19 protein-coding genes are annotated in these 22526 nt (G+C 73.5%); 15 read left to right on the top strand and 4 right to left on the bottom strand.

Annotated elements, in window-relative coordinates:
* Positions 1–21 precede the first annotated feature (21 nt).
* Complete coding sequence (locus A8711_RS03745) at positions 22–1305, bottom strand: hypothetical protein (protein WP_064447716.1); 1284 nt, start codon at positions 1303–1305, stop codon at positions 22–24.
* Positions 1306–1540: 235 nt separating this feature from the next.
* Here A8711_RS03745 and A8711_RS03750 point away from each other — a divergent pair, with 235 nt between their 5' ends.
* From A8711_RS03750 to A8711_RS03775, 6 genes are all read left to right on the top strand, one after another.
* Complete coding sequence (locus A8711_RS03750; protein ID WP_069087485.1) at positions 1541–2206, top strand: response regulator transcription factor; 666 nt, start codon at positions 1541–1543, stop codon at positions 2204–2206.
* On the top strand, positions 2203–3255 hold the full coding sequence (locus A8711_RS03755; RefSeq protein WP_069087444.1) for a HAMP domain-containing sensor histidine kinase: 1053 nt from the start codon (positions 2203–2205) through the stop codon (positions 3253–3255). The genes A8711_RS03750 and A8711_RS03755 overlap by 4 nt, the downstream gene beginning before the upstream one ends.
* A 116-nt stretch (positions 3256–3371) precedes the next feature.
* Entirely contained in the window at positions 3372–5474 is a 2103-nt protein-coding gene (locus A8711_RS03760) for a pyridoxal-phosphate dependent enzyme (protein WP_069087445.1), read from the top strand.
* Positions 5471–6604, top strand: a complete 1134-nt coding sequence (locus tag A8711_RS03765) for a D-alanine--D-alanine ligase family protein (protein WP_069087446.1) — start codon at positions 5471–5473, stop codon at positions 6602–6604. Before A8711_RS03760 ends, A8711_RS03765 begins: the two co-directional genes overlap by 4 nt.
* Positions 6601–7236 carry a M15 family metallopeptidase gene (locus tag A8711_RS03770; RefSeq protein WP_069087447.1) on the top strand — a complete coding sequence of 212 codons (636 nt, stop codon included), beginning with the start codon at positions 6601–6603 and terminating at the stop codon, positions 7234–7236. Before A8711_RS03765 ends, A8711_RS03770 begins: the two co-directional genes overlap by 4 nt.
* A gap of 75 nt (positions 7237–7311) precedes the next feature.
* Positions 7312–7971: a hypothetical protein gene (locus tag A8711_RS03775; protein WP_064447721.1), complete on the top strand. Its 660-nt coding sequence runs from the start codon at positions 7312–7314 to the stop codon at positions 7969–7971.
* Between the two features lie 66 nt (positions 7972–8037).
* Here A8711_RS03775 and gabT read toward each other — a convergent pair whose 3' ends face one another.
* The gene (gabT, locus tag A8711_RS03780) at positions 8038–9309 is read right to left on the bottom strand and encodes a 4-aminobutyrate--2-oxoglutarate transaminase (RefSeq protein ID WP_069087448.1); all 1272 of its coding nucleotides are present in this window, start codon (positions 9307–9309) and stop codon (positions 8038–8040) included.
* A gap of 5 nt (positions 9310–9314) precedes the next feature.
* The gene (locus A8711_RS03785; protein ID WP_069087449.1) at positions 9315–10751 is read right to left on the bottom strand and encodes a gamma-aminobutyraldehyde dehydrogenase; all 1437 of its coding nucleotides are present in this window, start codon (positions 10749–10751) and stop codon (positions 9315–9317) included.
* A gap of 142 nt (positions 10752–10893) precedes the next feature.
* On the opposite strand from A8711_RS03785, the gene A8711_RS03790 reads away from it, so the two are divergent.
* On the top strand, positions 10894–12333 hold the full coding sequence (locus tag A8711_RS03790) for an aldehyde dehydrogenase family protein (protein WP_069087450.1): 1440 nt from the start codon (positions 10894–10896) through the stop codon (positions 12331–12333).
* 10 nt (positions 12334–12343) lie between these two features.
* On the opposite strand, the gene A8711_RS03795 is transcribed toward A8711_RS03790, so the two are convergent.
* Positions 12344–13579, bottom strand: a complete 1236-nt coding sequence (locus A8711_RS03795) for an SUKH-3 domain-containing protein (protein WP_069087451.1) — start codon at positions 13577–13579, stop codon at positions 12344–12346.
* A gap of 78 nt (positions 13580–13657) precedes the next feature.
* Between A8711_RS03795 and A8711_RS03800 the strand changes: the two genes are divergently transcribed.
* The 8 genes from A8711_RS03800 to A8711_RS03835 all read left to right on the top strand — a co-directional run bounded on the left by A8711_RS03800 (position 13658) and on the right by A8711_RS03835 (position 22518).
* Positions 13658–14071 (top strand): YbaB/EbfC family nucleoid-associated protein, encoded by a 414-nt coding sequence (locus tag A8711_RS03800; protein ID WP_043326418.1) that lies wholly within the window; start codon positions 13658–13660, stop codon positions 14069–14071.
* Positions 14072–14074: 3 nt separating this feature from the next.
* On the top strand, positions 14075–14431 hold the full coding sequence (locus A8711_RS03805; protein WP_069087452.1) for a hypothetical protein: 357 nt from the start codon (positions 14075–14077) through the stop codon (positions 14429–14431).
* A gap of 24 nt (positions 14432–14455) precedes the next feature.
* Complete coding sequence (locus tag A8711_RS03810) at positions 14456–18676, top strand: toxin glutamine deamidase domain-containing protein (protein WP_233607682.1); 4221 nt, start codon at positions 14456–14458, stop codon at positions 18674–18676.
* On the top strand, positions 18673–19116 hold the full coding sequence (locus A8711_RS03815) for a hypothetical protein (protein WP_069087454.1): 444 nt from the start codon (positions 18673–18675) through the stop codon (positions 19114–19116). The genes A8711_RS03810 and A8711_RS03815 overlap by 4 nt, the downstream gene beginning before the upstream one ends.
* 6 nt (positions 19117–19122) lie before the next feature.
* Complete coding sequence (gene nfi, locus A8711_RS03820; protein WP_069087455.1) at positions 19123–19842, top strand: deoxyribonuclease V; 720 nt, start codon at positions 19123–19125, stop codon at positions 19840–19842.
* 105 nt (positions 19843–19947) lie between these two features.
* On the top strand, positions 19948–20919 hold the full coding sequence (locus A8711_RS03825; RefSeq protein WP_069087456.1) for a hypothetical protein: 972 nt from the start codon (positions 19948–19950) through the stop codon (positions 20917–20919).
* Between the two features lie 199 nt (positions 20920–21118).
* Positions 21119–21325, top strand: a complete 207-nt coding sequence (locus tag A8711_RS03830; RefSeq protein ID WP_030501390.1) for a Trm112 family protein — start codon at positions 21119–21121, stop codon at positions 21323–21325.
* Positions 21322–22518, top strand: a complete 1197-nt coding sequence (locus A8711_RS03835; protein WP_043326408.1) for an SIS domain-containing protein — start codon at positions 21322–21324, stop codon at positions 22516–22518. Before A8711_RS03830 ends, A8711_RS03835 begins: the two co-directional genes overlap by 4 nt.
* The last annotated feature ends 8 nt before the right edge of the window (positions 22519–22526 follow it).

The following is a 22526-nucleotide window of genomic DNA, read 5'->3' on the forward strand; positions in this document are numbered from 1 at the left end:
CTGGGGTGGATGGCGGGCAGGCTAGTTTCCAGGACGTTGCAGGAACGTTGCGCGCGGCAGCGCGTACTCCTCGGCGAGCTGGCGGGCCCGCGCGAGCGCGAGCGGCCGGCGGGGCGCGCCCGGCGGCAGCGCCCGCGCCAGGGCCTGCCAAGCGGCCAGGTCGTCGGCGCCGGCCGCCGTCGCGGTCCAGGCCGCGAGCAGCCCCGGGTCGCCGCCGGCCAGCACGGCGGCGCGCAACTGGCCGTCGACCAGGCGGCGCAGTCGCGCGACTCCCGGTGCGTCCGACAGGGGCAGCAGGGGCCCACGGTACGCGCGCAGCGCCGCCGCCGGATCGCCACGTTCCAGCAGTTCGGTGACGGTACGGAAGTCGGCGCGCACGGTCGGGCGCAGCCGGTACGGGCGGGAGTCGAGCAGCTCCTCGCCGAGCACGCGGCGCAGCCGGGACAGCTCGGCGCGCAGCGTGACCGGGTGCCGCCTGTCGTCGCCGTAGAGGTCGAGGCCGAGCTGTTCCCCGGTGCGCCCCTCGGGATGGTCGACGAGCAGCACCAGCAGCTCGCTGTGCCGGCGACCGAGCCGGATGCGCCGGCCGCCGACGCGCAGCTCCGCCTCGTCGCGGCCGAGCGCCGACACGTACGCGACGTCCGGCGCGGCGGGCGCGACGCCGGCCAGGAACGCCTCGGCGGCCCGGGCGGTGGCCCGGACCAGAGCCAGGCTCTGCGGGTTGGCCAGGTGGTCCCCGCCGGTGATGTCGACGGCGCCCAGCAGCGCGCCGCTGACCGGGTCGTGGATCGGCGCGGCGGCGCAGGTCCAGCGCTGCACCGGCCGCACGAAGTGCTCGGTGGCGAAGATCTGCACGCCGTGGTCGACGGCGAGGGCGGTGCCGGGCGCGTTCGTGCCGGCGTGCGCCTCGTCCCAGCGTGCGCCCGGTACGAAGTTCATCCGCTCGGCGTGCCGCAGCACCCCGGGGTGGCCCTCCACCCAGAGCAGCCGCCCGGCGGCGTCGCAGACCGCCATCAGGTGCGCGCCGTCCTGCGCGATGCCGCCGAGCAGGTCGCGGAAGAGCGGCATCACCCGGGCGAGCGGGTGCGCGGCGCGGTACGTCTCCAGCGCGTCGTCGGTGAGGTCGACCGGCGCGGTGGCCTCCGGGTCGAGCAGCGCGGACCGCTCCCAGGAACGGGCCACCACCTCCCGGACCCGGCCGGATGTGGTGCCGGCGGTGAGGAACGCCTCGTGGGCGGCACCGACCTGCGCGATCCGCTCCGCCGGATCCGCGCCGAACTCCAGGGCGAGCCACGGGTCAGCCACCAGCGCCTCCTTCCACCCATCGTGACCCACCTCACGCCCGAGCGCCAATGCGTGATCCGGGTCACTTCAGCGGTGCTCGCGCCGCCCGCGGACCGGACGAACGGCCCAGACGGCCCGACGCCGGTTGTCGCAGCGTGGCCCGCGTGGAGGATGGCTGCTGCGGACGCTTACAGAACCCTTAACTCCGGCCTGCGAAGGTGTGCCGGACGACGAGGGAAGACACGGGGAGCGCAAGGTGCGGGTGCTGGTGGCGGACGACGAGCGGCTCTTGGCGGACACGGTCGCCGAGGGGCTGCGACGGTTCTCCATGGCTGTCGACGTCTGCTACGACGGCGACGGCGCGCTGGAACGGATCGGGGTCAACCGGTACGACGTGGCGGTGCTGGACCGGGACATGCCCGGCGCCACCGGCGACGAGGTGTGCCGGAGCCTGGCCGGGTCCGACGCCGGCACCCGGGTGCTGCTGCTGACCGCAGCCGCCGGCATCCGGGACCGGGTCGCCGGCCTCGGGCTGGGCGCCGACGACTACCTGACCAAGCCGTTCGCGTTCGCCGAGCTGGTGGCGCGGGTCCAGGCGCTGGGCCGCCGGTCCACGCCGGCGCTGCCGCCGGTGCTGGAACGGCACGGCGTGGTACTCGACGTGGCCCAGCACACCGCTACCCGGGACGGCCGCCCGCTCGGGCTGAGCCCGAAGGAGTTCGCCGTCCTGCACGTGCTGATGCGGGCCGGCGGCCGGGTGGTCAGCGCCGAGGAGCTGCTGGAACAGGCGTGGGACGAGTTCGCCGACCCGTTCACCAACGCGGTCCGGGTGACGGTGATGACCCTGCGCAAGAAGCTCGGCCAGCCGTCGGTCGTCCACACCGTGCCGAAGGCCGGCTACCGGATCGGCGAGCCGGAATGAGCCCCCGTCGCCGCATCCTGCTGGTCGGGCTGCTCGCCCTGCTCGCCGGGTTCTTCGTGCCCAACATGGTCAAGTCGCTGCTCGAACTGGTGTGGGGGCAGGCCCAGTGGTTCTGCGGCCTGGCCACCATCGGCGCGGTGTGCGAACCGGGCCGCCCGTTCGTCCCGCTGTTGCCGCTGCTGGTCCAACTGCTGGTGCTGGTGGCCGCCGGATTCGCGGTGTGGGGAGCGGCCCGCTGGTGCCTGCGCCCGGTGCGCGACCTGGCCGCCCCGATCGCGAACCTGGGCCCGCAGAACCTCGGTTACCGCATCCGGCATCGCGGCCGGGACGAGCTGGCCGGGCTCGCCCGCGCGATCGACGCGATGCTGGACCGGGTCACCGCCGGGTACGAAGGGCAGCGGCGGTTCGCCGCGAACGCCTCCCACGAACTGCGTACGCCGCTCGCGGTGCAACGCACGCTGATCGAGGTCGGCATGGCGCAGTCGCTCACCGGTGAGCAACTGGAGCTGCTGACCGCGCAACTGCTCGCCACGAACGAACGCAACGAGCGGCTCATCGAAGGGCTGCTGGCGCTCAGCGAGAGCGACCAGGGCCTGCGGTCCTCCACCCCGCAACGCCTCGAACAGATCGTCAGCGGCGTGCTGGCCGCGTACGCCGACCGGGCCGCCGAGGCCGGCGTGACGGTCGAGACCCGGCTGTCGCCCCGGATCGTGACCGGCGAACGGGTGTTGCTGGAACGCCTGGTCACCAACCTGGTGGAGAACGGCATCAAGTACAACCGCCCGGGCGGCCGGCTCGTCGTCACCGTCGGCGGCGACCCCGCGCTGACCGTCACCAACAGCGGGCAGGCCGTGCCCGCCGAAGCGGTCGACGGGCTGTTCGAACCGTTCCGGCGCCTCGCCCGGGACCGGACCAACCAGGGCGGCGGCGCCGGGCTCGGCCTGGCCATCGCCCGCTCCATCACCCAGGCGCACGGCGGCATCATCGCTGCCCGCCCAGGTGACGACGGCGGCCTGCGGGTCGACGTCCACCTGCCCCACGTGGGCTGACCACCCCACATACGACTCCGGGAGCCGCCGTCGCGGCATCCCGCGATGACACCTGCCCGAGGACCGGACCGGCGGCACCGCCGCCTGCCCCGGAGAGGGCCGGAGAGGAGACCGCAGTGCCGACGCGTACCGAGGGGAGCGCACCACCCGGTGACCGGGTGGCCTGGGCCGACGTGGCGAAGGGCGCCTGCATCGTGCTCGTGGTGCTGTGGCACGTCGTCGTCAAGGACTACCTGCGCATCGACTGGCGGGCCGGCCTGCCGGTGCCGGGCGCGTGGGGGCTGCTCGGCGAGCAGCTGCTGCCGCTGCGGATGCCGTTGTTCTTCGCGATCTCCGGCATCTTCGCGGCGAACGCGGTGGCCCGCCCGTGGCGGGTGTCCGGACGGCCCCGGATCGCGCGGAACCTCTACCTGTACGCGATCTGGCTGCTGATCCACACCGCGCTGCTGGCGCTGGCGCCCGGCTTCCCGACCGACCGGGCCACCGACCCGGGTGAGCTGCTGGCCCAGCTCACCGTGACGCCCTCGAACCTGTGGTACCTGTACGCGCTGGCGCTCTACTTCGTGCTCGCCAAGGCGCTGCGCCGGGTCCACCCGGCGGTGCTGCTGACCGCCGCGGGCGCGCTGTCCGCCGTGGCGGCCACCGGGCTGCTGGACAGCCCCGGCAACCGGGGGCAGGTCTACCAGAACCTGGTGTTCTTCCTGGCCGGGGTGCGCCTGAAGCCGTACCTCACGCGGTGGGCGGACGGCGCGAGCACCCGGCGGCTCGCCGGCACCGGCGCGGCGTACGCGATCGGGCTGGCCGCCATGGGCCTGGCCGGCGTGCAGAGCTGGCCCGGCGCGTACCTGTTCGTCTCGGTGCTCGCTGTGGCGTTCGGGCTGACCGCCGCCGCCCGGCTGGCCCGGCACCGCCTGGCCGGTCCGGCGCTGGCCCGGCTGGGCCGCCGCACGCTTGGTGTCTACGTGATCCACATGCCGGTGCTGGCGCTGCTGGACCGGCTCCTCGCCGCGCCGGTGGCCGGTCTGGGCGGACCCGGCCGGGCGCTGCTGGTGACCGTCTACCCGGTCGTGCTCACCGCGCTCGTGTTGGCGCTCAGCCTCGCCGCGCACCGCGGCCTCACCGTGCTCGGCGCGCGCTGGCTGTTCGACCTGCCGCGCCGCCGCGTCCACTCGAATCCCGAAGGAGAGACCATGCCCCGAATCGACGGGCCGGCGCTGCCGGACCGCACACATGTCGAGGAGGCCGCCCGCGCGCTGTCCGGCCGGGTGGTGCGTACCCCGGTGCTGCACAGCCCGGTGATCGACCGCCTGGCCGGCGCCCGGATCCTGCTCAAGGCGGAGAACCTGCAGGACGGGGGCTCGTACAAGATGCGCGGCGCGATGCTGGCGGTGGGCCGGCTCGCCGCCGCCGGGCACACCGGCGTGGTCGCGCAGAGCACCGGCAACCACGCCGTCGCGGTGGCGCTGGCCGCGCGTCGGCACGGGCTGGCCGCGACCGTCGTGCTGCCGGTGGACGCCGCGCCGGTCAAGGTGGACCGGGCGCGGGCGGCGGGCGCCCGGGTGGTCCGGGCGGGCACCACGGTCGAGGAGCGCCTCGCCGTCGCCCGGCGGATCGCCGAGGTGGAGGGCCACCCGCTGGTCGACGCGTACGACCACCCGGACGTGGTGGCCGGGCAGGGCAGCGCGAGCCTGGAGCTGATCGAGGAGGCGGCGCGGCGCGGCACACCGCTGGATGCGCTGGTGGTGCCGGTGGGCGGGGGCGGCGGCATCGCCGGTGCCTGCCTGGCGGCGGCCGGAACGCCGATCCAGGTGTACGGCGTGGAGCCGGTCGGGTGCGACTCGCTGGCCCGCAGCCTGGCCGCCGGACGGCCCACACCCGTCGCCCCGGCGCCGAGCCTCGCCGACGGGCTGCGCCCCGGGTGCGTCGGCGACCTGCCGTTCGCGGTGGCCCGCACCGGTGTGCGGGGCGTGGTCCGGGTCGACGACGACGCGATCGTCGAGGCGTTCCGGCTGCTCCTGCTGGAGCTGAAGGTGCTCGTCGAGCCGTCCGGCGCGGCTGGGCTGGCCGGCGCGCTGCGGCTGGACGGGGTGACCGGTCCCGGCGGCTCGGGCGCCGGACGGCGGCGGACGGTCGGCGTGGTGCTGACCGGCGGAAACGTGGAAGCGGACCTGGTGGCCCGGTTGGCGGGCGACCCGATGACTGTGGGAGTGGCGGCATGAGGTCGACAGTGCGGATCGGTGTCCTGTTCGGAGGCCCGTCGGCGGAACACGAGGTCTCCTGCGCCTCGGCGCTGGGCGTGGCCCGGGCCCTGGCCGGGCAGGGGCACCGGGTGGTGGCGCTCGGCCTCACCCGTACCGGCGGAATCCGGCTGCTGCCGGAGCCGGTGCTCGCGCAGCACCTCGGCACGGTGGCGGCCGGACGGGCGATCGACGACCGGCTGCCGGTCACCGGCCCGGCGGTGGAGCTGCGACGCGGGGCAGCCGCCGGCACGGTCGCGGTCACCGCCGCCGACTCCCCGGCCACTGTGCACGCCGAACTGGACGTGGTGTTCCCGGTGCTGCACGGCCCGTACGGCGAGGACGGCGTGGTGCAGGGGCTGCTGGAATCACTCGGCGTGCCGTACGTCGGGTGCGGCATCCTCGCCTCCGCCGTCGGCATGGACAAGGTGGCGATGAAGCGGGCGCTGCGCGCCGAGGACGTGCCGACGACGCCGTACGTCTGGTTCGACGAGCCGACCTGGCGGGCCGCGGCGGACCCGGAGAAGCTGGTCGTCGGGCTGCGCGGGCCGCTGTTCGTCAAGCCGGCCCGGATGGGCTCCTCGATCGGCATCTCCCGGGTCGCAGGCGGCGACGACCTGGTCGCGGCCGTGGAGGAGGCGTTCCGGCACGACCACGTGGTGCTGGTCGAGCAGGGCGTGACCGGCCGGGAACTGGAGTGCGGCGTGCTCGGCGGCTGGCAGCCCGAGGCGTCTGCGGTCGGCGAGGTCCGGGTCGCGGGCGGCTGGTTCGACTACCGGCAGAAGTACTTCGGCGACGCCGACCCGATGATCGTCCCGGCCCCGCTGCCGGACGAGGTCACCGAGCGGATCCGCGAGCTGTCGGTACGGGCATTCACCGCGATCGGCGGCTGGGGCCTGGCCCGGGTCGACTTCCTCTACGACGAGACCGCCGGCGACCTTTACGTCAACGAGCTGAACACGCTGCCCGGCTTCACCGCGCACTCGATGTACCCGAAGGTGTGGGCCGAGTCCGGCGTCGCGTACCCCGAGGTGGTGGACCGGCTGGTCGCGCTCGCCTTCACCCGGCACGCGGCCCGGCCGTCCACCGCACACCCCGGGGGTACGCCGTGATCCTCCTCTCCGACCCCCGCGTCGCCGCCGTGTCCAGCCGGGACGACGGCGAACCCCTGGTGGACCTGCGCGAGGTGCCCGGGCTGCGGGTGGACGAGCGGGCCGCCGACCCCGCCGGGGCGTACGCGCGGGTGCGGCGCGGTGTCGCGGACCGCCTGCTGGCCGCGCAGCGCGCGCTGCCGGCCGGGCTGCGCCTGCTCGTGGTCGAGGGCTACCGGCCGTACCGGGCGCAGCTCGACATCTTCACCGGCTACCGGGACGAGCTGCGGCGGCGGCACCCGGACTGGCCGGCGGACCGGCTGCACCGGGAGACCACCAAGTTCGTGTCGCCGGTCGAGGTGGCCCCGCACAGCACCGGCGGAGCAGTCGACCTCACGTTGTGTGACGCCGACGGGGTGGAGTTGGACATGGGCACGGCGCTCGACGCCACCCCCGAGGAGAGCGCCGACGCCTGCTTCACCGCGGCCCGGCACATCCCGGTGAGCGCGTGGCGCAACCGGAACGTGCTGGTGGCGGCGTTGAGCGGCGCGGGGATGGTGAACTACCCGACGGAGTGGTGGCACTGGTCCTACGGCGACAGGTACTGGGCGCTGATGACCGGGGCGCCGCACACCCGTTACGGTCCGTTGTAGCCCGTCGGTTCAGGTGAACGTTCCGGCCCTCCCGTCCGTACCACGCGGGGAACGACAGCGACGACGGGAGAGAACGTGAGGGTGCAGCGTAAGCACGCGATGGCGGCAATCGTGGCGGTGACCGCCACGGTGGCGGTCTCGGTGGGAACCGGACTGGGATTCGCGGACACCGCGCCGGTCGGGCGGTCGGCCTGCGCCGGGTCGGTGACCTTCTCGGCCGAGAGCGGCCCGCCGGCCGCGACGAGCGACAGGTTCCCGGTGGGCACACGCCTGCGGGTGACGAACCTCGACAACCGCAAGGTGGCCACGGTGACGGTCACCGGGCCGTCCGGTAGCTGCGTGCTGCTCAACGCCGCCGCCATGGACCTGGTACGCGAGCCGGGCAAGAACGTCATCCGCCGCAACGTGGTGGAACGCCTCGACGGCGGCGCCGCTCCGGCCCCGGGCGCGCAGCCGGGCGAGACCCGGCCCGGCGCCGCGCAGCCGATCGGCGGCAGCGTCTGCTCCGGCGCGCTCACGTTCTTCGCCGAAGGTGGGGCGCCAGCCGCCACCAGCGGTCAGTTTCCGCTCGGCACCCGGCTGCGGGTGACGAACCTGGACAACAACAAGGCGGTGACCGTGACTGTCACCGGGCCGTCCGGTAGCTGCGTGCTGCTCAACACCGCCGCCATGGACGCCATCCGGGAACCGGGCAAGAACCTGGTCCGGCGCAACACCGTCGAGCTGATTCGCTGAATTCCGGGGTGGGACACCATGGGCCGGTCCTGGGGATGATCGGCCCATGGTGTTCCACGTCCGGGGTCAGCCGAAGGCGGCCGCCAGGATGTCCAGCCCTCGGCCCAGCTCGTCGTCGGAGATGACCAGCGGCGGCAGGAACCGCAGCACGTTGCCGTAGGTGCCGCAGGTCAGCGTGAGCAGCCCGGCCGCGTGGCAGGCCGCCGAGATCGCCGCCGTGGCGGCCGGGTCGGGGGTCAGCGTGCCCGGTACGACGATCTCCACGGCGAGCATCGCGCCCCGGCCGCGTACCTCGGCCACGCGCGGGTCACCGGCGGCGATCGCGCGCAGCCGCTCACCCATCACCGCGCCGATCCGGCGCGCGGCGGCGGCCAGGTCCAGCTCCCGCATCGTCTCGATCGACGCGAGCGCGGCGGCGCAGGCGATCGGGTTGCCGCCGTACGTGCCGCCCAGACCGCCGACGTGCACCGCGTCCATCAGCTCCGCCCGGCCGGTCACCGCCGCCAGCGGCAGCCCGCCCGCGATGCCCTTGGCCAGCGTGATCAGGTCCGGCTCGACGCCCTCGTGCTCGCAGGCGAACCAGTCGCCGGTGCGGCAGAAACCGGTCTGGATCTCGTCGGCGACGAACACCACCCCGGCCGCCGTCGCCCACTCGCGCAGCGCCGGCAGGAAACCCTCAGCGGGTACGACGAAACCGCCCTCGCCCTGGATCGGCTCGATCAGCAGCGCCGCAACGTTCTCCGCGCCCACCTGCTTCTCGATCATCTCGATCGAGCGGGCCGCCGCGGTGGCGCCGTCCAGCCCGCCGTCGCGCAGCGGGTACGACATCGGCACCCGGTAGACCTCACCGGCGAACGGCCCGAACCGGTGCTTGTACGGCATGTTCTTCGCGGTCAGCGCCATGGTCAGGTTGGTCCGGCCGTGGTACGCGTGGTCGAACACCACCACCGCCGGCCGCCCGGTCGCGTGCCGGGCGATCTTCACCGCGTTCTCCACCGCCTCGGCGCCGGAGTTGAACAACGCCGAGCGCTTCCCGAAACCACCCGGGGTCAGCGCGTTGAGCTGCTCGCAGACCGCCACGTACGACTCGTACGGCGCGACCATGAAGCAGGTGTGGGTGAACCGCTCGACCTGCGCGCGTACCGCCTCGACCACACGCGGCGCGGAGTTGCCCACGTTGGTGACGGCGATGCCGGCGGCGAAGTCGATCCACTCCCGCCCGTCCACGTCGGTGATCGTGCCGCCGCCCGCCCGGTCCACGTACGCGGGAATGGTGCTGCCGACGCCCCGCGCCACCGCCTCGACCCGGCGCTTGTGCAGCTCCTCGCTGGTGGCCATCGCGATCAGCCCTCGATGTTGTGCATGACGTGCTTGACCCGGGTGTAGTCCTCCAGGCTGTAGACCGACAGGTCCTTGCCGTGGCCGGAGTGCTTGAAGCCGCCGTGCGGCATCTCCGAGACGAACGGGATGTGCGTGTTCACCCAGACGCAGCCGAAGTCCAGCCGCCGCGTCATCCGCATGGCCCGGCCGTGGTCGCGCGTCCACACCGAGGCGGACAGGCCGTAGTCCACGCCGTTGGCCCAGCGCACCGCCTCGTCCTCGTCGGAGAAACGCTGCACGGTGATGACCGGCCCGAACACCTCGTCCTGGATGATCTCGTCGGCCTGGCGTACGCCGGAGACCACGGTCGGGGCGTAGAAGAAGCCGCGCTCGCCGACCCGCGACCCGCCGGTGGTGACGTTCGCGTGGTCCGGCAGGCGGTCCACGAACCCGCTCACCCGGGCGAGCTGGTTGGCGTTGTTCAGCGGGCCGTAGAGCACGTCGGCGTCGTCCGGCGCGCCGGTACGGGTGTTGCGGGCCTGCTGGGTCAGCGCGGCCACGAAGTCCTCGTGGATGCCCGGCCCGGTCAGCACCCGGGTGGCCGCCGTGCAGTCCTGACCGGCGTTGAAGTAGCCGCCCATCGCGATCGCCTCGGCCGCCGCCGCCACGTCGGCGTCGTCGAAGATCACCACCGGGGCCTTGCCGCCCAGCTCCAGGTGCGTCCGCTTCAGGTCCGGCGCCGCCGCGGCGGCGACCTCCATGCCCGCGCGGGTCGAGCCGGTGATCGACACGAGCTGCGGGGTCGGGTGGGAGACCAGCGTACGGCCGGTGTCGCGGTCGCCGCAGACCACGTTGAACACACCCGGGGGCAGGTGCTCGGCGGCGATCTCGGCCAGCAGCAGCGTCGACACCGGCGTGGTGTCCGACGGCTTCAGCACCACCGCGTTACCCGCCGCCAGCGCCGGGGCGATCTTCCAGACCGCCATCATCAGCGGGTAGTTCCACGGCGTCACCTGGGCGCAGACGCCGATCGGCTCGCGCCGCACGTACGAGGTGTGCCCGGCCATGTACTCACCGGCCGAGCGGCCCTCCAGCAGACGCGCGGCGCCGGCGAAGAAGCGCAGCTCGTCCACCGCCGGCGGCAGCTCCTCCTCGGTGGTGAGCTGCCGGGGCTTGCCGGTGTTGCGGACCTCGGCGTCGACCAGCTCGGCGGCCCGCGCCTCCACCGCGTCGGCGAACTTCAGCAGCGCCCGCTGCCGCTCGGCCGGGGTGGTGTCGCGCCAGGTCTCGAACGCGGCGGAGGCGGCCTTCATCGCCGCGTCCACGTCCGCCGCGCCGGAGACCGGGGCCTGGGCGAAGACCTCGCCGGTGCACGGGTCGATCAGGTCGGCGTAGCCGCCGTCCACCGGGTCGACGTACTCGCCGTTGACGAAGTTGCGCAGCTGCTGCTGGTCGCTCATCAGAAGTCTCCGTGAAGGTGGCCGGGGAGAGGGTCAGCGGAGGTTATCGCAATCTGACTGCCATCTTGGCTACTAAATCCGAGGCAGACAAGGGTTTGAGCAACTGTTTCCGCGTGGGCACCTGTGGTCTAGGCTGCCGGTCGTGGAGCCGAGAGCCTTCTACGTCGCCGGTCGCCCCGCCCACGGCGAGGACGAGCTGACAGTCACCCACCCGTACGACGGGCAGCCGGTGGGGCGTACCACGCTCGCCACGGCCGACCAGGTCGAAGCCGCAGTCGCGGGGGCCGCCCGGGTAGCAGCGGAGGCCGCGACCCTGCCCGCGCACGCCCGCGCGGCCGCCCTCGACCACGTCTCCCGCCGGCTCGCCGAGCGGGCCGACGAGGTCGCCGCGCTGATCACCGCCGAGAACGGCAAGCCGGTCAAGTGGGCCAAGGCCGAGGTGGGGCGCGCGGTCTCCACGTTCCGCTGGGCCGCCGAGGAGGCCCGGCGCTTCTCCGGCGACCTGCAACGACTCGACACCGACCCCGCCGCCACCGGCCGGATCGCCCTGGTCCGGCGGGTGCCGCGCGGGCCGGTGCTCGGCATCACGCCGTTCAATTTCCCGCTCAACCTGGTCGCCCACAAGGTCGCCCCGGCGCTCGCCGTCGGTACGCCGATCGTGGTCAAGCCGGCCCCGGCCACCCCGCTCACCGCGCTGCTGCTCGGCGAGATCCTGGCCGAGACCGACCTGCCCGAGGGCATGTTCTCGGTGCTGCCGCTACCGAACGAGCGCGCCGCCGAACTGGTCGCCGACCCGCGCCTGCCGGTCGTGTCGTTCACCGGCTCCGGGCCGGTCGGCGCGGCCATCCGCCGGGCCGCCCCGGACAAACACGTCACGCTGGAACTCGGTGGCAACGCCGCAGCGGTCATCTGCGCGGACTGGTCGGCGGACGACGACCTGACGTTCGCCGCACAGCGCATCGCCACGTTCTCCAACTACCAGGCCGGGCAGTCGTGCATCGCCGTGCAGCGCGTCTACGTGCACGAACGGCTCTACGACAGCTTCCTGCCCCGGCTCGTCGCGGCGGTGCGGGCCCTGCGTACCGGCGACCCGCGCGCCGAGCTGACCGACGTCGGCCCGCTGGTGTCGGTCGAGGCGGCGCAGCGCGTCGAGACCTGGGTGGACGAGGCGGTCGCCGCCGGCGCCGTTGTCGAGACCGGCGGGCGGCGCGACGGCGCGACCTACCCGCCCACAGTGCTCAGCGGCGTACCGGCCGACGCGAAGGTGTGCGCCGAGGAGGTGTTCGGACCGGTGCTGGTGGTCGCCCCGGTCGCGGACGACCGGGCCGCGTTCGCCGCCGTCAACGACTCCGCGTACGGCCTGCAGGCCGGCGTCTTCACCCACCGGCTCGACGTGGCGTTCGACGCCGCCCGCACGCTCGAAGTGGGCGGTGTGATCGTCGGGGACGTGCCGTCGTACCGGGCCGACCAGATGCCGTACGGCGGGATGAAGGGCTCCGGCGTCGGGCGCGAAGGGCTGCGCAGCGCCATGGACGACTACACCGAGCCGCGGGTGATGGTGCTGACCGGCGTGCCTCTCTGATCGCTCGGCCTCACCAGGTGCCGTCGTCGCGGACCCGGGCGGGGGCGCGGCCGAGCAGCAGGGTGGTGAGGGCGGCGTCGATGTCGGCGCCGAGGAACCACTCGCCGGCCTGGTCGAGGGCGAAGATCCGGCCGTGCTCGTCGACGGCGAGGATGCTCTCCTGACGTTCGCTGCCGAGCGGGAAGAGGCGCGCGCCGATGACCGCGCCGAAGTCGGCGAGAGAGTCGGCGCTGTGCGCGGCCCGGAGCGGATTCGTGGTGAAACGACTGATCCAGACCTGCTCCCCGGGGCCGCGTCGCCGGCTCAGGACGGCCGGGAACGCGGTGAGCGCCGCCTCGGCGGCAGGGAAGGGCTCATGCCGGTGATGCTGCCCCGCGATCTCTCTCGTCTCCGTCATCGCGCCCATCGCGAGCGCCTCGTTGAACATGCTGATCTGCCAGCCGCCGTCCATGAGCGTGTGGGCCACCTCGTCGGGAAACCTCCCGGGTTGAATGACCTCGCGTGGTTCCGGGCGCCATTCCTCGACGAAGGCGAGGTCAGGCCACGGCAGTACCCCGAAGCGCACCAGGAACTTGACGCACGAGTCGCAGGGAAGGTCGGCGAGTCCGCCAAGCGGATCACCCGGCTCGCGGCTGCGGTAGACCTCGATCCGGCTGGTGCCGAGCAGGTCGCGGGCGTCCTCGATGGTCAGTGGTGGCAGACCTTCGGCGGTCCGGCAGTGGTCGTGCTCGTACAGCGCGTCGGAGACCACGATCATCTCGGCGTGCCGCTCGCCGCCCCGCACCAGATGGCCCGGGGTCAGGTCGTCCAGGTAGGACTGCACCAGCGGATGGTGCCGGACCTCGACATCTCCTTTGGCACCCTGCGCGACGTGCCGGCGGCCGTCGAGCGTGAGGTGCGCCGCCGCGCCCGGCGTGGGCAGCCGGGTCAACTCGCGCAGCAGTTGGGCGGCCGGGTCGACGGCGCGCGGCGCACGGGGCGCACCGGGCCGCTGCTGCCGGTACAACGCCTCGACCGCCGGCGCCGGAATCCGCGGCCAGGTGGAGACCTCGCCGGTCTCCTTGTCGATGACTGTGGTCGGCAGGTCGCCGGGCAGCGCCCGGGCATCGGCGGACACGGTGGACAACACCACGTAGCCCAGGTCGAACTCCTCGACCACCGGCGTGCAGGGAAAACCGAGGCGGTCGGAGTCCCGCCGGGCCCATACCGAGGCGATCTGCTCGGCCTGCTGTCGCTCGATCACCACTTGAAATTACCGGACCCCACGGATTTCGTGGCACCCGGTATGGTCGGGCCTACCCACGGTGACGGAAGGGGTGCGGCGGTGGCCGAGAGTGCGGACCGGGATGCGAACCGTGCACTACGCGCGCGATTCGACGAGGTGTACGGCCAGTACCAGCGGTTGCGGTCCGGTCTGGACGAACTTCAGGTCAAACTGGCCGAGCTGCGGGTCACCGAACGCTCCGACGACGGTCAGGTGACCGCTGTGGTCGGCGCGCGAGGCGAGCTGATCAGCGTCGAGGTGAGCCCTGCCGTCTTCCGGGACCGGGATGCCGGAGGGCTGAGCCGGAAGATCACCGAGACCGTGCTGCGCGCCTCCACGGCCGCTGTCACCGCCACCCGCGAGCTGGTCTCCGGCTATCTGCCCCCGGGCTCGCCGTCGGTCGAGTTCCTGCGTACCAATGACTTCGGCGCGCTGCTCGGCCGGGCCGACGCCGTGCTGGCACGCGGCGAGTGACAGGTGGCCGGGGGAGAGATCTGGCTGGACCCGGACCGGGCCCGGCGCGGCGGCGCCGACCTGACCCTGTCCGGTAAGGCGATGAGCGCGGCCCGGCGGGAGACAGGCGACCCGATCGCGACTGCGAGCGCCCAACGACCCTGGGGCCGCGACGACATCGGCGCCGCCTTCGACAAGCACTACCAGGGCTACGCCGAGACGCTGCTGCGGGCGTGGGAACAACTCGGCCGGTCGCTGGAGGTCCTCGGGTCGGATGTCGTCCGCTCGGTCGCGGCCACCTTGGAGACGGACCTGAGCAACGCCCGTGACCTCGGAAAGATCCCCCAGCAGGGCCACAACCCGCGTCGGCCCTGGCGCTGACCACCGGAGGATCCGCGCGTGAGCATGCTGCCCAGCCCGATCCCGCACCCGCTCGACTTCTGCCCGTGGGACGTGCCCGGCTGGATCTACGAAGCGCTCGACTGGGTCGTGGGCGTCGAGTGGCCGGAGGGCAACGAGCGCTCCGTCTGGGACCTGGCCGACCAGTGGTACGGCGTCGCGGGCGTCCTGACCGGTCCGCGCGACGACGCCACCGCCGCCGCCGGTGAGGTGAAGAGCGGATACGGCGGCGTCGGCCTGGTCGCCGGCGCGTTCGACAGGGCATGGCACAAGCTCGCCGAAGGTGAGGATGCGCCGCTGCACGTCCTCGTGGCGGCCACCGACGAGTTGGGCCGGCTGGTCGACTCCTGCGGCTGCGACATCGAGGGCGCGAAGCTCGAAGCCTGGATCGAGCTGGGCATCCTGGTGGTGGAACTGCTGGCCCTGGCGGTGGCCGCCGTGCTCACCCTGGGCGCCGCCTCCCCGGCGGCCGCCGCCGCGATCACCGCGACGAGGGTCGTCGTCCAGCAGATCTTCAAGCGCCTGGTGGCCCAGCTCGCCCGCAAGGCGGTCAAGCAGGGGCTCAAGGAGGCGGGTGAGCGGGCCGCGAAGGAGGCGGCGAAGGCCGGTGCCCGTGGACTGGCCCGACGGGCGGCGCTCGGCGGCCTGGTGGAGGCCGGTCAGGAAGCGGGCACCAGCCTCGCGACGCAGGCGTATCAGAACACCACCGGCCGACGTGACGGCCTGGACCTGACCGACGTGAGCACGTCGGCTCTCGGCGGCTTCGCCGGTGGGGCGGTCGCGCCGCTCGCGGGTCTGGGCCGTCATGCGAGCGGGCGGTTCGCCGAGATCGGCGAGCGGTTCGGCCGGGAGATGGCCGGGGAGACTCTGGCCGAGACCGCGGCCGGATTGGCCACCGGTCACGGCCCGTCGCTGGAGGATCTCGCGCGCGCCGCGGCGTCCGGCGCGACCGGCTCCGCCACCGGCCAGACCGACTCCGCGCTGCAACGCCGCCTCGACGGGCAGTTGAGCGGGCTGACCGTTCCGCCGGTCGGGCTGGACGTGCCACCCGTCGGCGACCCCGTCGGGCTCATCCCGGCCCAGCGGGTCGCCGAGCCGGTCGTCCAGGGCGGCGATGCGATCGCGGGCGCCGTTCCCGTGACATCGACGCACGTCTCGCCCCAGGTCGTCGGCCCGCACCCGCTCGCCGTGGACCTGCCCCGCTCCGCGCCGGAACCCCCAACGACGCCGCTCGGCGATGCCGTCCCGCACGACGTGGCACGTCCGACGGTCGCCGCGAGCCCCACGTTGTCCTCGGTGATCACGGACGCGCCCGTCGCCACGCCCTCGTCGACCGCGCCCGGCGTCCACAGCGGCGCGGGTCCGGTGGCGGCGCCGATCGACCACCCCACGCCGTCCCCGACCAACTCGATTCACACAGCAGCAGTGCCGACGACACTGCCAGCATCCCCTGCCGACCACCCGCAGGTCGCGACGCCACCCGCGGTGGACCGGGCCGTTCCCACCAGCAATGGAGGTCAGGCAGGACCGCCTCCGGCCTCACCGGTCAGCGCTCAGCCGGGACCGCATCCGGGAGCGCCGGCCGTGGGGCCCGACCCCCGGCCGGGGCCGAATCCCCGTTTCCCGCTGCTGGAGTCCTTGGCTCCGCATCGCCCTCCCACCGACTCCCCAACGCCCCATCCCGGCCCGTTCGATGTCCAGCCGCGGCTCCGCGAGACCGCCGAGCAGCGTGCCGCGCGGCTGAAAGCTGATCGGGAGGGCCTCGACCGGCGGCGCTACCAGGGCTATCTGCAGTCTCAGCGTGCCCTGCACGAGGAGAACCGGCAGCAGGCGCAGATCAAGGAACTGCGTGACCTCGCCGAACAGCATTACGAGGCGGCGCGTTGGCTCCTCACGCAGGCACACGAGCTGCGCCAAGCCGGGCAACACGACCTCGCTGACCGGCACGTGCGGGAAGGGCGGCGGCGAGAGCGCCTGCACTACCGGGCCGTCGACGAGGTGGAGGCGGTGCGTGCAGGCCAGCGTCTGCCGCGCGAGGTGATGGTCGAGGACGACCTCGACTTCTACCGGATCAACGACGACGTGGCGGACCTGGCCGTCGGCGCGGTCGAGACGGCCGACCATTCCGCGCTCACCGGCCACGGCCACCCCGAACCGGTCGACAGGTCCCGGCCCTACGGCCGCCGGGGAGGGCTCCGGCCACCGCTCGCACTGCATCAGACCGACCTGGAACGGCAGATGCCCCGCAACCCGGACGGCAGCGTCGCGCGTACCGCCGATCCCCGGCGTGGCGGATGGTTCCGCCTGGCGAACGACGGCGGACCGGCGGCGGACGCGACCCGGGGCATCAACTGCCTCGACTGCACCCTGTCGCTGTTCGAGACATGGGTCCACGGACGGCCGCGGGTCGCCGCTCCGCGTACGTTCGACGGCTACCTCGGCGGTGACGTGCTCCGCCCGGTGGGCGGCGAGGCGGACGGACCGCTGCGGGTCGAGCAGACCACTGGCGGCCGGTTCCAGAACCTGTGCCCGGTCGACCGGCCCGGCATCACCGGCCCGCAGCGCCAGTGGCTGGTGGATTGCGGCTACCGCGACCTCTATGCGCAGCTGGCGTCGGGCGGCCACGGCAGCTACGCCTTCCTCATCACCAGCTTCGAGGGTGGCGGATCGCATGCCTGGGTGGCGTTGAACCAGAACGGCACGGTCCTCTTCCTCGACCCGCAGTCGGGCGCCGTCGCCGACCGGCCGCTCTACCACCACAGCGGTCGCCCGTTCGAGGGCAACGTGGTCGGCGTCGACGCGCTGGTGCTCGGCCCTGACGGACGGCCGATGCCGCTCACCGGCCGCCCGCCCGGCACGTTCAACGTCCTGCCCGAGCCCTTACCCCGCCCGGCGCCGCCACGCCTGTCCGAGCCGCCGCCGGCCGACGACGGGAACGCGCCGGACTTCAATCACGTCCACCTGCTCGGCGAGTCCACCACTTTCCACACCCGGGCGGACGCACCCCCGCCGGGCAGCGCGCCGCCCGTCGAGCCGCAACCCGACCGGGTACGCGAGGAACACCGGCAGGCGCACGCCGACCGGATAGCCGGCGGGCTCTACGTACGCGACGTGCTCGCCGAGAGCGGAAGCCTCGACGCGGCCTTCGCCGCCGGAGTGACACCCGTCGAGCTGGCGCAGGCCGCCGACGCGCCGACGCTGCGGCGGCTCGCACCCGGGCTGGACGATGCCGCAGCGGCCGACCTCAGCCGGTTGTTCGCCGACCCGCGCGTGCAACGGATGCTCGACCAGAGCTGGGAGGCGCCGCCGCGACGGGAGGAGTTGCTGGCCGAGACGCTGGTACGGCAGCTCGCCGAGCGGCCCGACCTGGTCCGGATGATCCTGGCGACACCGGAACTCGCGAACTCGCTGACCGCGCGACCGCTGACCCTGCATCACCTGGCCAGCCACCAGCAGGCCATCGACGTGCTCGGCGAGGTCATCAACGACATAGCCGTCCGCGGGGCGGAGGCGGTGATCGCGCCAGAGCCGCTGAAACCCCACCCGACGCCTGTCAGCGAAGAGCAGCGGGAACTCGGCGAGCGGGTCGCGAGGCGCGGCCAACGGCGGTTGCAGCTCGGATTCGATAGGGCCCGCCGAAATGACGAGGTGTATCGGCTCGCTTACGTGGACCGGCTGTACGCGGATGCGGCGGTAGCCCAACAGGAGCTGAACACGCTTGCTGTTGTGCTGGCCGCTGATCAAGGCAGGCCTGGTTGGAGGAAGGAGCCCAAGAATCGCGAACGCGTACTCGACAAGTTGGTCGAGTACGAGAACGACGCGTCAAAGCTCAAGGATTTGGCGGGCGCAAAGGTGCAATTCGACACTCTTGACGCTGTTTACCATGCGCTCGGACGACTGGCAGCCGACCCGAAGGTAGTGATCCTGCATGTCAAGGACCGGTTCCTCGATCCGCAGGACAGCGGTTACCGGGATATCTTGCTCAACCTTCGAATGTCGAACGGCCACATGGCGGAACTGCGACTGCAGCTCGCGGCGATCGAGGGGGTCGCGGAATGGGAACATGCGCTGTACGAAGTCCGACGCGACCTGGAAGCGGTCTCAGAGAGTGAAGGCAGGTCGTTGACACACACAGAACGCGCCATCCTCGACGGACTCCTCCGGCGAGCGCAAGGCACTTACTGGAGCAAGGTGCGGGAGGACATCGGAGAGGTGCCGCCGCAGTGAGGCCGGCAGAGGGTTTGACGCTCCCCAAGTTCTTCAACTACTACGACTCCCCGGTGAAGTTGGTCGCCACCGCTGACGGTGGCATGGCTGGCTGGAGGCTGTCGAAGGACACCGGGGGTTGGCGTGAGGCCAACAACCTCATCAACAAGGTGCTGTTCGTGGGCGGTGACGAGGTCTATGAGATTTCGCCTGAAGAGTTCGTGCAGCTCACGGAGCTTGAGAGGAGCCTCTACCTTCGTGGCGACGGGCCGATCTTTGCCCTCTACGAAACCGTCCGGGCTATTGAGGACACGCTCCAGGTGGAACGCCGATATCCGACGCCGCAGGAGCAGGCGCTGATCAGGGGAGTCAGGCGGCGGACCTTCGTGATGTTCGAGGAGCAGCTCCAGCAGGCCGGTGACCCCGCCGCCGACCCCACCATCGCCGCCACCCCCTCCTGACACGCCATGTCCGTCGACGAAGATCCGGCCGTGCCGTACGTGCCGCCCGCCGACGCGACGGAGGCGAGGCGCGTACAGGAGGAGCTGCGGTCGCGGGTGGACCTGGTGGGGCCCGGTCCCGCCGCGCCCGCGACGGTGGCCGGCCTGGACGTGGCGTACGCGCAGGACGGTGTTTTACTCGCCGCCGCCGTCACGGTGCTGGACGCAGTCAGCCTCGCCGTGGTGGACGAGGCGGTGTGCGTGGGGCGGCCCGCCTTTCCGTACGTGCCGGGGCTGTTCGCCTTCCGGGAGATGCCGGCGCTGCTGGCCGCGTTGGACCGGCTGACCGTCCGCCCGGAACTGCTGGTGTGCGACGGGCACGGGCTGGCGCACCCGCGCCGGTTCGGGCTGGCCTGCCATCTGGGTCTGGTGACCGGGCTGCCCGCGATCGGCGTGGGCAAGACGCCGCTCGTCGGCTCGTGGACCGGGCCGGGCCCCGAGCGTGGTGACAGCGCCGACCTGTGTGACGAGGGCGACGTGGTCGGGCGGGTGCTGCGTACCCGGGAGGGCGTCCGGCCGGTCTTCGTCAGCGTCGGGCACCGGATGGGGTTGGACAACGCGGTCGAACGGGTACTGGCACTGACGCCCCGGTACCGGCTGCCGGAGACGACCCGGACGGCCGACCAACTGTGCCGCCGGGCGCTCGCCTCGGCCGTCGTCTCCGGCGGTGACCTGGACCGGCGGTGATCGCGTGGCGCGGCACACATGTGGCGTGGTCGATGCGAAGGTGCCCTGCGGGCCCGGTAGTAACCTGACCGGCGGATCCGGTCCGGACGCAACGGTGAGGTGGGGATGTCGGTGGGGCGGCACGCGGCGCGGTGGGCCATGGTCGGCGCGCTGCTGGGTGGCCTGATCGCCGTCCCGGCGTCGCCGGCGTCGGCCCGGGACGACCGGGTCGGGCTGCGCTCGGCGGGCAGCTTCACCGCCGGGGGTTCGCCGGGTGGCGTGACTGTCGAGGTGCGCAAGCGCACCGACGGCTGCGTGCAGCTGCGCACCGCGATCGGGCTCCGGTTGGAGGGCCTTCGGGCGGACCAGGTGCGGGTGCAGGTGGCCGCCGGGGACGGCTGGACGCCGGTGCCGGTCTCCGGTGGTGACGGCGCGGTCGCCACCGCCCAGGTCGCGCCGGTCGACCGGCCGCTGTGCAAGGGCAAGGGCGCCACCGTGCGCTACCGGGTGTCCTTCCTGGCCGGCGTCGTCGGCGGGCGGTTGGAACTGGCGGGCGAGGCGAGCGCCGCGAACGGTGACGTGCTCGGCCGGGCCGGTGGGTCGGCCCGGCTGGTGGGCGCGCCGCGTACGCCGAGCCCGAGTCCGTCCCGTAAGCCCTCGCCGACGCCCAGCGCGAGCGAGACCACACCGGCCGAGGCGACTGACACGTCGCCGGTCGCCGCTGCCGTCGCCCCGGCCACCGCCGCGGCCGACGACTCGTCGTTCGGAGGTTCCATGATCATGTGGTTCGGTATCGGGCTGGTGCTCGTCGGCGCCGCGCTCATCGTCCTGCTGCTGCGCCGCAGTCGCGCCGACCGCAGCGGCGGCGGGCCGGTCGCCGACCAGCCGCCGGTCCCGCTGCCACGCAGCACCACCACCTACCGCTCCGGCGCCACCGGGCCGGCCCCCACGGTGTACGGCGGCACGCCGGCGCCCCGTCCGGCGGGCAGCGTGTACGGCGCGCCTTCGTCCGGTCCGACCCCGCCCGTCTCCGGGTCGACGCCGCCCGCGCCCGCGGGCGGGGACGCGACGAGCCTCCTGCCCCGCTTGCCGGACTGAGGCCGAACCCGACCGGCTCCCGGGGTTACCGTGACGGTGGGTGGTCACGCCGTGACCCGGTGGCCGCCACCTGCCCGGCCGGAGGACCGGACACCGGGGCCGAACGGGGCCCGGTGCCGGGGCTGGTTGGCCGATAAGATCGCGTGCGCCGATCGGCACCGCCGACCGGTGAGACCGCATACGTGGAAGGAGCCGCGCCGTGGCCCTGGACCCGCAGTTGCTCGAGATCCTCGCCTGCCCGGACACGCATCACGCCCCGCTCGACTACGACGCGCAGGCGCAGACGCTCACCTGCACCGAGTGCGGTCGCATCTTCGAGGTCCGCGACGACGTACCGGTGCTCCTGCTGGACGAGGCGCGCGGTGGACCCGCCGCCGACGAGGCGCGGGGCGGGTCGTCGCGGTGATGGAGGGTACGGCCGGGGTCAGCGGGCACCGGCACGCCGATGAGGCCCTGCTCGACGACGCGGCGCTGCTGGCCGAGCGGGACCCGGGCGGCATGCTCCGGCACACCGCGTCCGCCGGCGCGCAGGTGCGTGAGTCGGCGGCGCTGGCCGCCGAGGCCAACCTGTCAGTGCTCGCCGACGACGGCCGGCCGCGCGCGGTGGTCATCGCCGGCATCGGCACCGCCGGGCGTACCGGTGACGTGCTGGCCACTGTCGCCGGGCCGCGCTGCCCGGTGCCGGTCATCCCGCACCGCAGCGCCGGCGTGCCGGGCTGGGTGGGCGCGGCGGACGTGGTCATCGCGGTGAGCGCGTCCGGGCGCAGCCCCGAGGCGCTGGGCGCGGCCGAGGCGGCGCACCGCCGTGGCGCCCGGCTGGTGGCGGTGGGCGCGCCCGACTCGCAACTCCAGTCGGTGGCGGAGCGGGCCCGGGCGCCGTTCATCCCGGTGCCCCGGCGCGCGCCGGCGAGGGCCAGCCTCTGGGCGCTCACCGTGCCGGTTCTGCTCGCCGCCCGTACCCTCGGGCTGGTGAAGGTCAACGAGGCCGACCTGGCGGAGACGGCGGCCCGGCTCGACGCGGACGCCGATCGATGCCGGCCGACCGCGGAGTCCTTCGTCAACCCGGCGAAGTCGCTGGCGCTGGGGCTGTCCGGCTCGATCCCGATCGTCTGGGGCTCGTCCCCGCTGGCGACCGTCGCGGCCCGGCGGTTCGGCGACACGTTGTCCGCCAACGCCCGCTACCCGGTGGTCGCCGGCGCGCTGGGCGAGGCGGGCCGGGGTCGTGTCGGCCTGCTCGACGGCGTGTTCGGCGGCCTGGCCGAGGGCGAGCGGGACATCTTCGCCGACCCGGGCGACGACGAGTCCGACGGCACCCGGCTGCGGCTGGTGCTGCTGCGCGACGGCGGGCTCAACGCCGACGACGACACCGACGAGCCGCTGGCGGTCGAGGAGCGCCGCGCGGACGCGGTGCAGACGCTCGCCGAGCGCCGTGGGGTGCGCTGCGACGTGGTGACCGCCGAGGGCGGCTCCGCGCTGGAGCGGCTCGCGTCGCTGGTGGCGGTCCCCGACTTCGCCTCGATCTACCTCGCCCTGGCACACGGCCTGGACCCGATGGCGGTACCGGCCATCACGGAGATGAAGGAGCTGGCGAACCAGTGAGCACACGG

This window comes from Micromonospora sp. II (assembly GCF_001709195.1).
Lineage (GTDB): Bacteria > Actinomycetota > Actinomycetes > Mycobacteriales > Micromonosporaceae > Micromonospora > Micromonospora chalcea.

What these genes read in the sequence shown, in the direction of transcription:
- A8711_RS03755 (WP_069087444.1), top strand. Translation starts at nt 2,203, where the DNA reads ATGAGCCCCCGTCGCCGCATCCTGCTGGTCGGGCTGCTCGCCCTGCTC.
- A8711_RS03765 (WP_069087446.1), top strand. Translation starts at nt 5,471, where the DNA reads ATGAGGTCGACAGTGCGGATCGGTGTCCTGTTCGGAGGCCCGTCGGCG.
- gabT (WP_069087448.1), bottom strand. Translation starts at nt 9,309, where the DNA reads ATGGCCACCAGCGAGGAGCTGCACAAGCGCCGGGTCGAGGCGGTGGCG.
- A8711_RS03785 (WP_069087449.1), bottom strand. Translation starts at nt 10,751, where the DNA reads ATGAGCGACCAGCAGCAGCTGCGCAACTTCGTCAACGGCGAGTACGTC.
- A8711_RS03810 (WP_233607682.1), top strand. Translation starts at nt 14,456, where the DNA reads ATGCTGCCCAGCCCGATCCCGCACCCGCTCGACTTCTGCCCGTGGGAC.
- nfi (WP_069087455.1), top strand. Translation starts at nt 19,123, where the DNA reads ATGTCCGTCGACGAAGATCCGGCCGTGCCGTACGTGCCGCCCGCCGAC.
- A8711_RS03825 (WP_069087456.1), top strand. Translation starts at nt 19,948, where the DNA reads ATGTCGGTGGGGCGGCACGCGGCGCGGTGGGCCATGGTCGGCGCGCTG.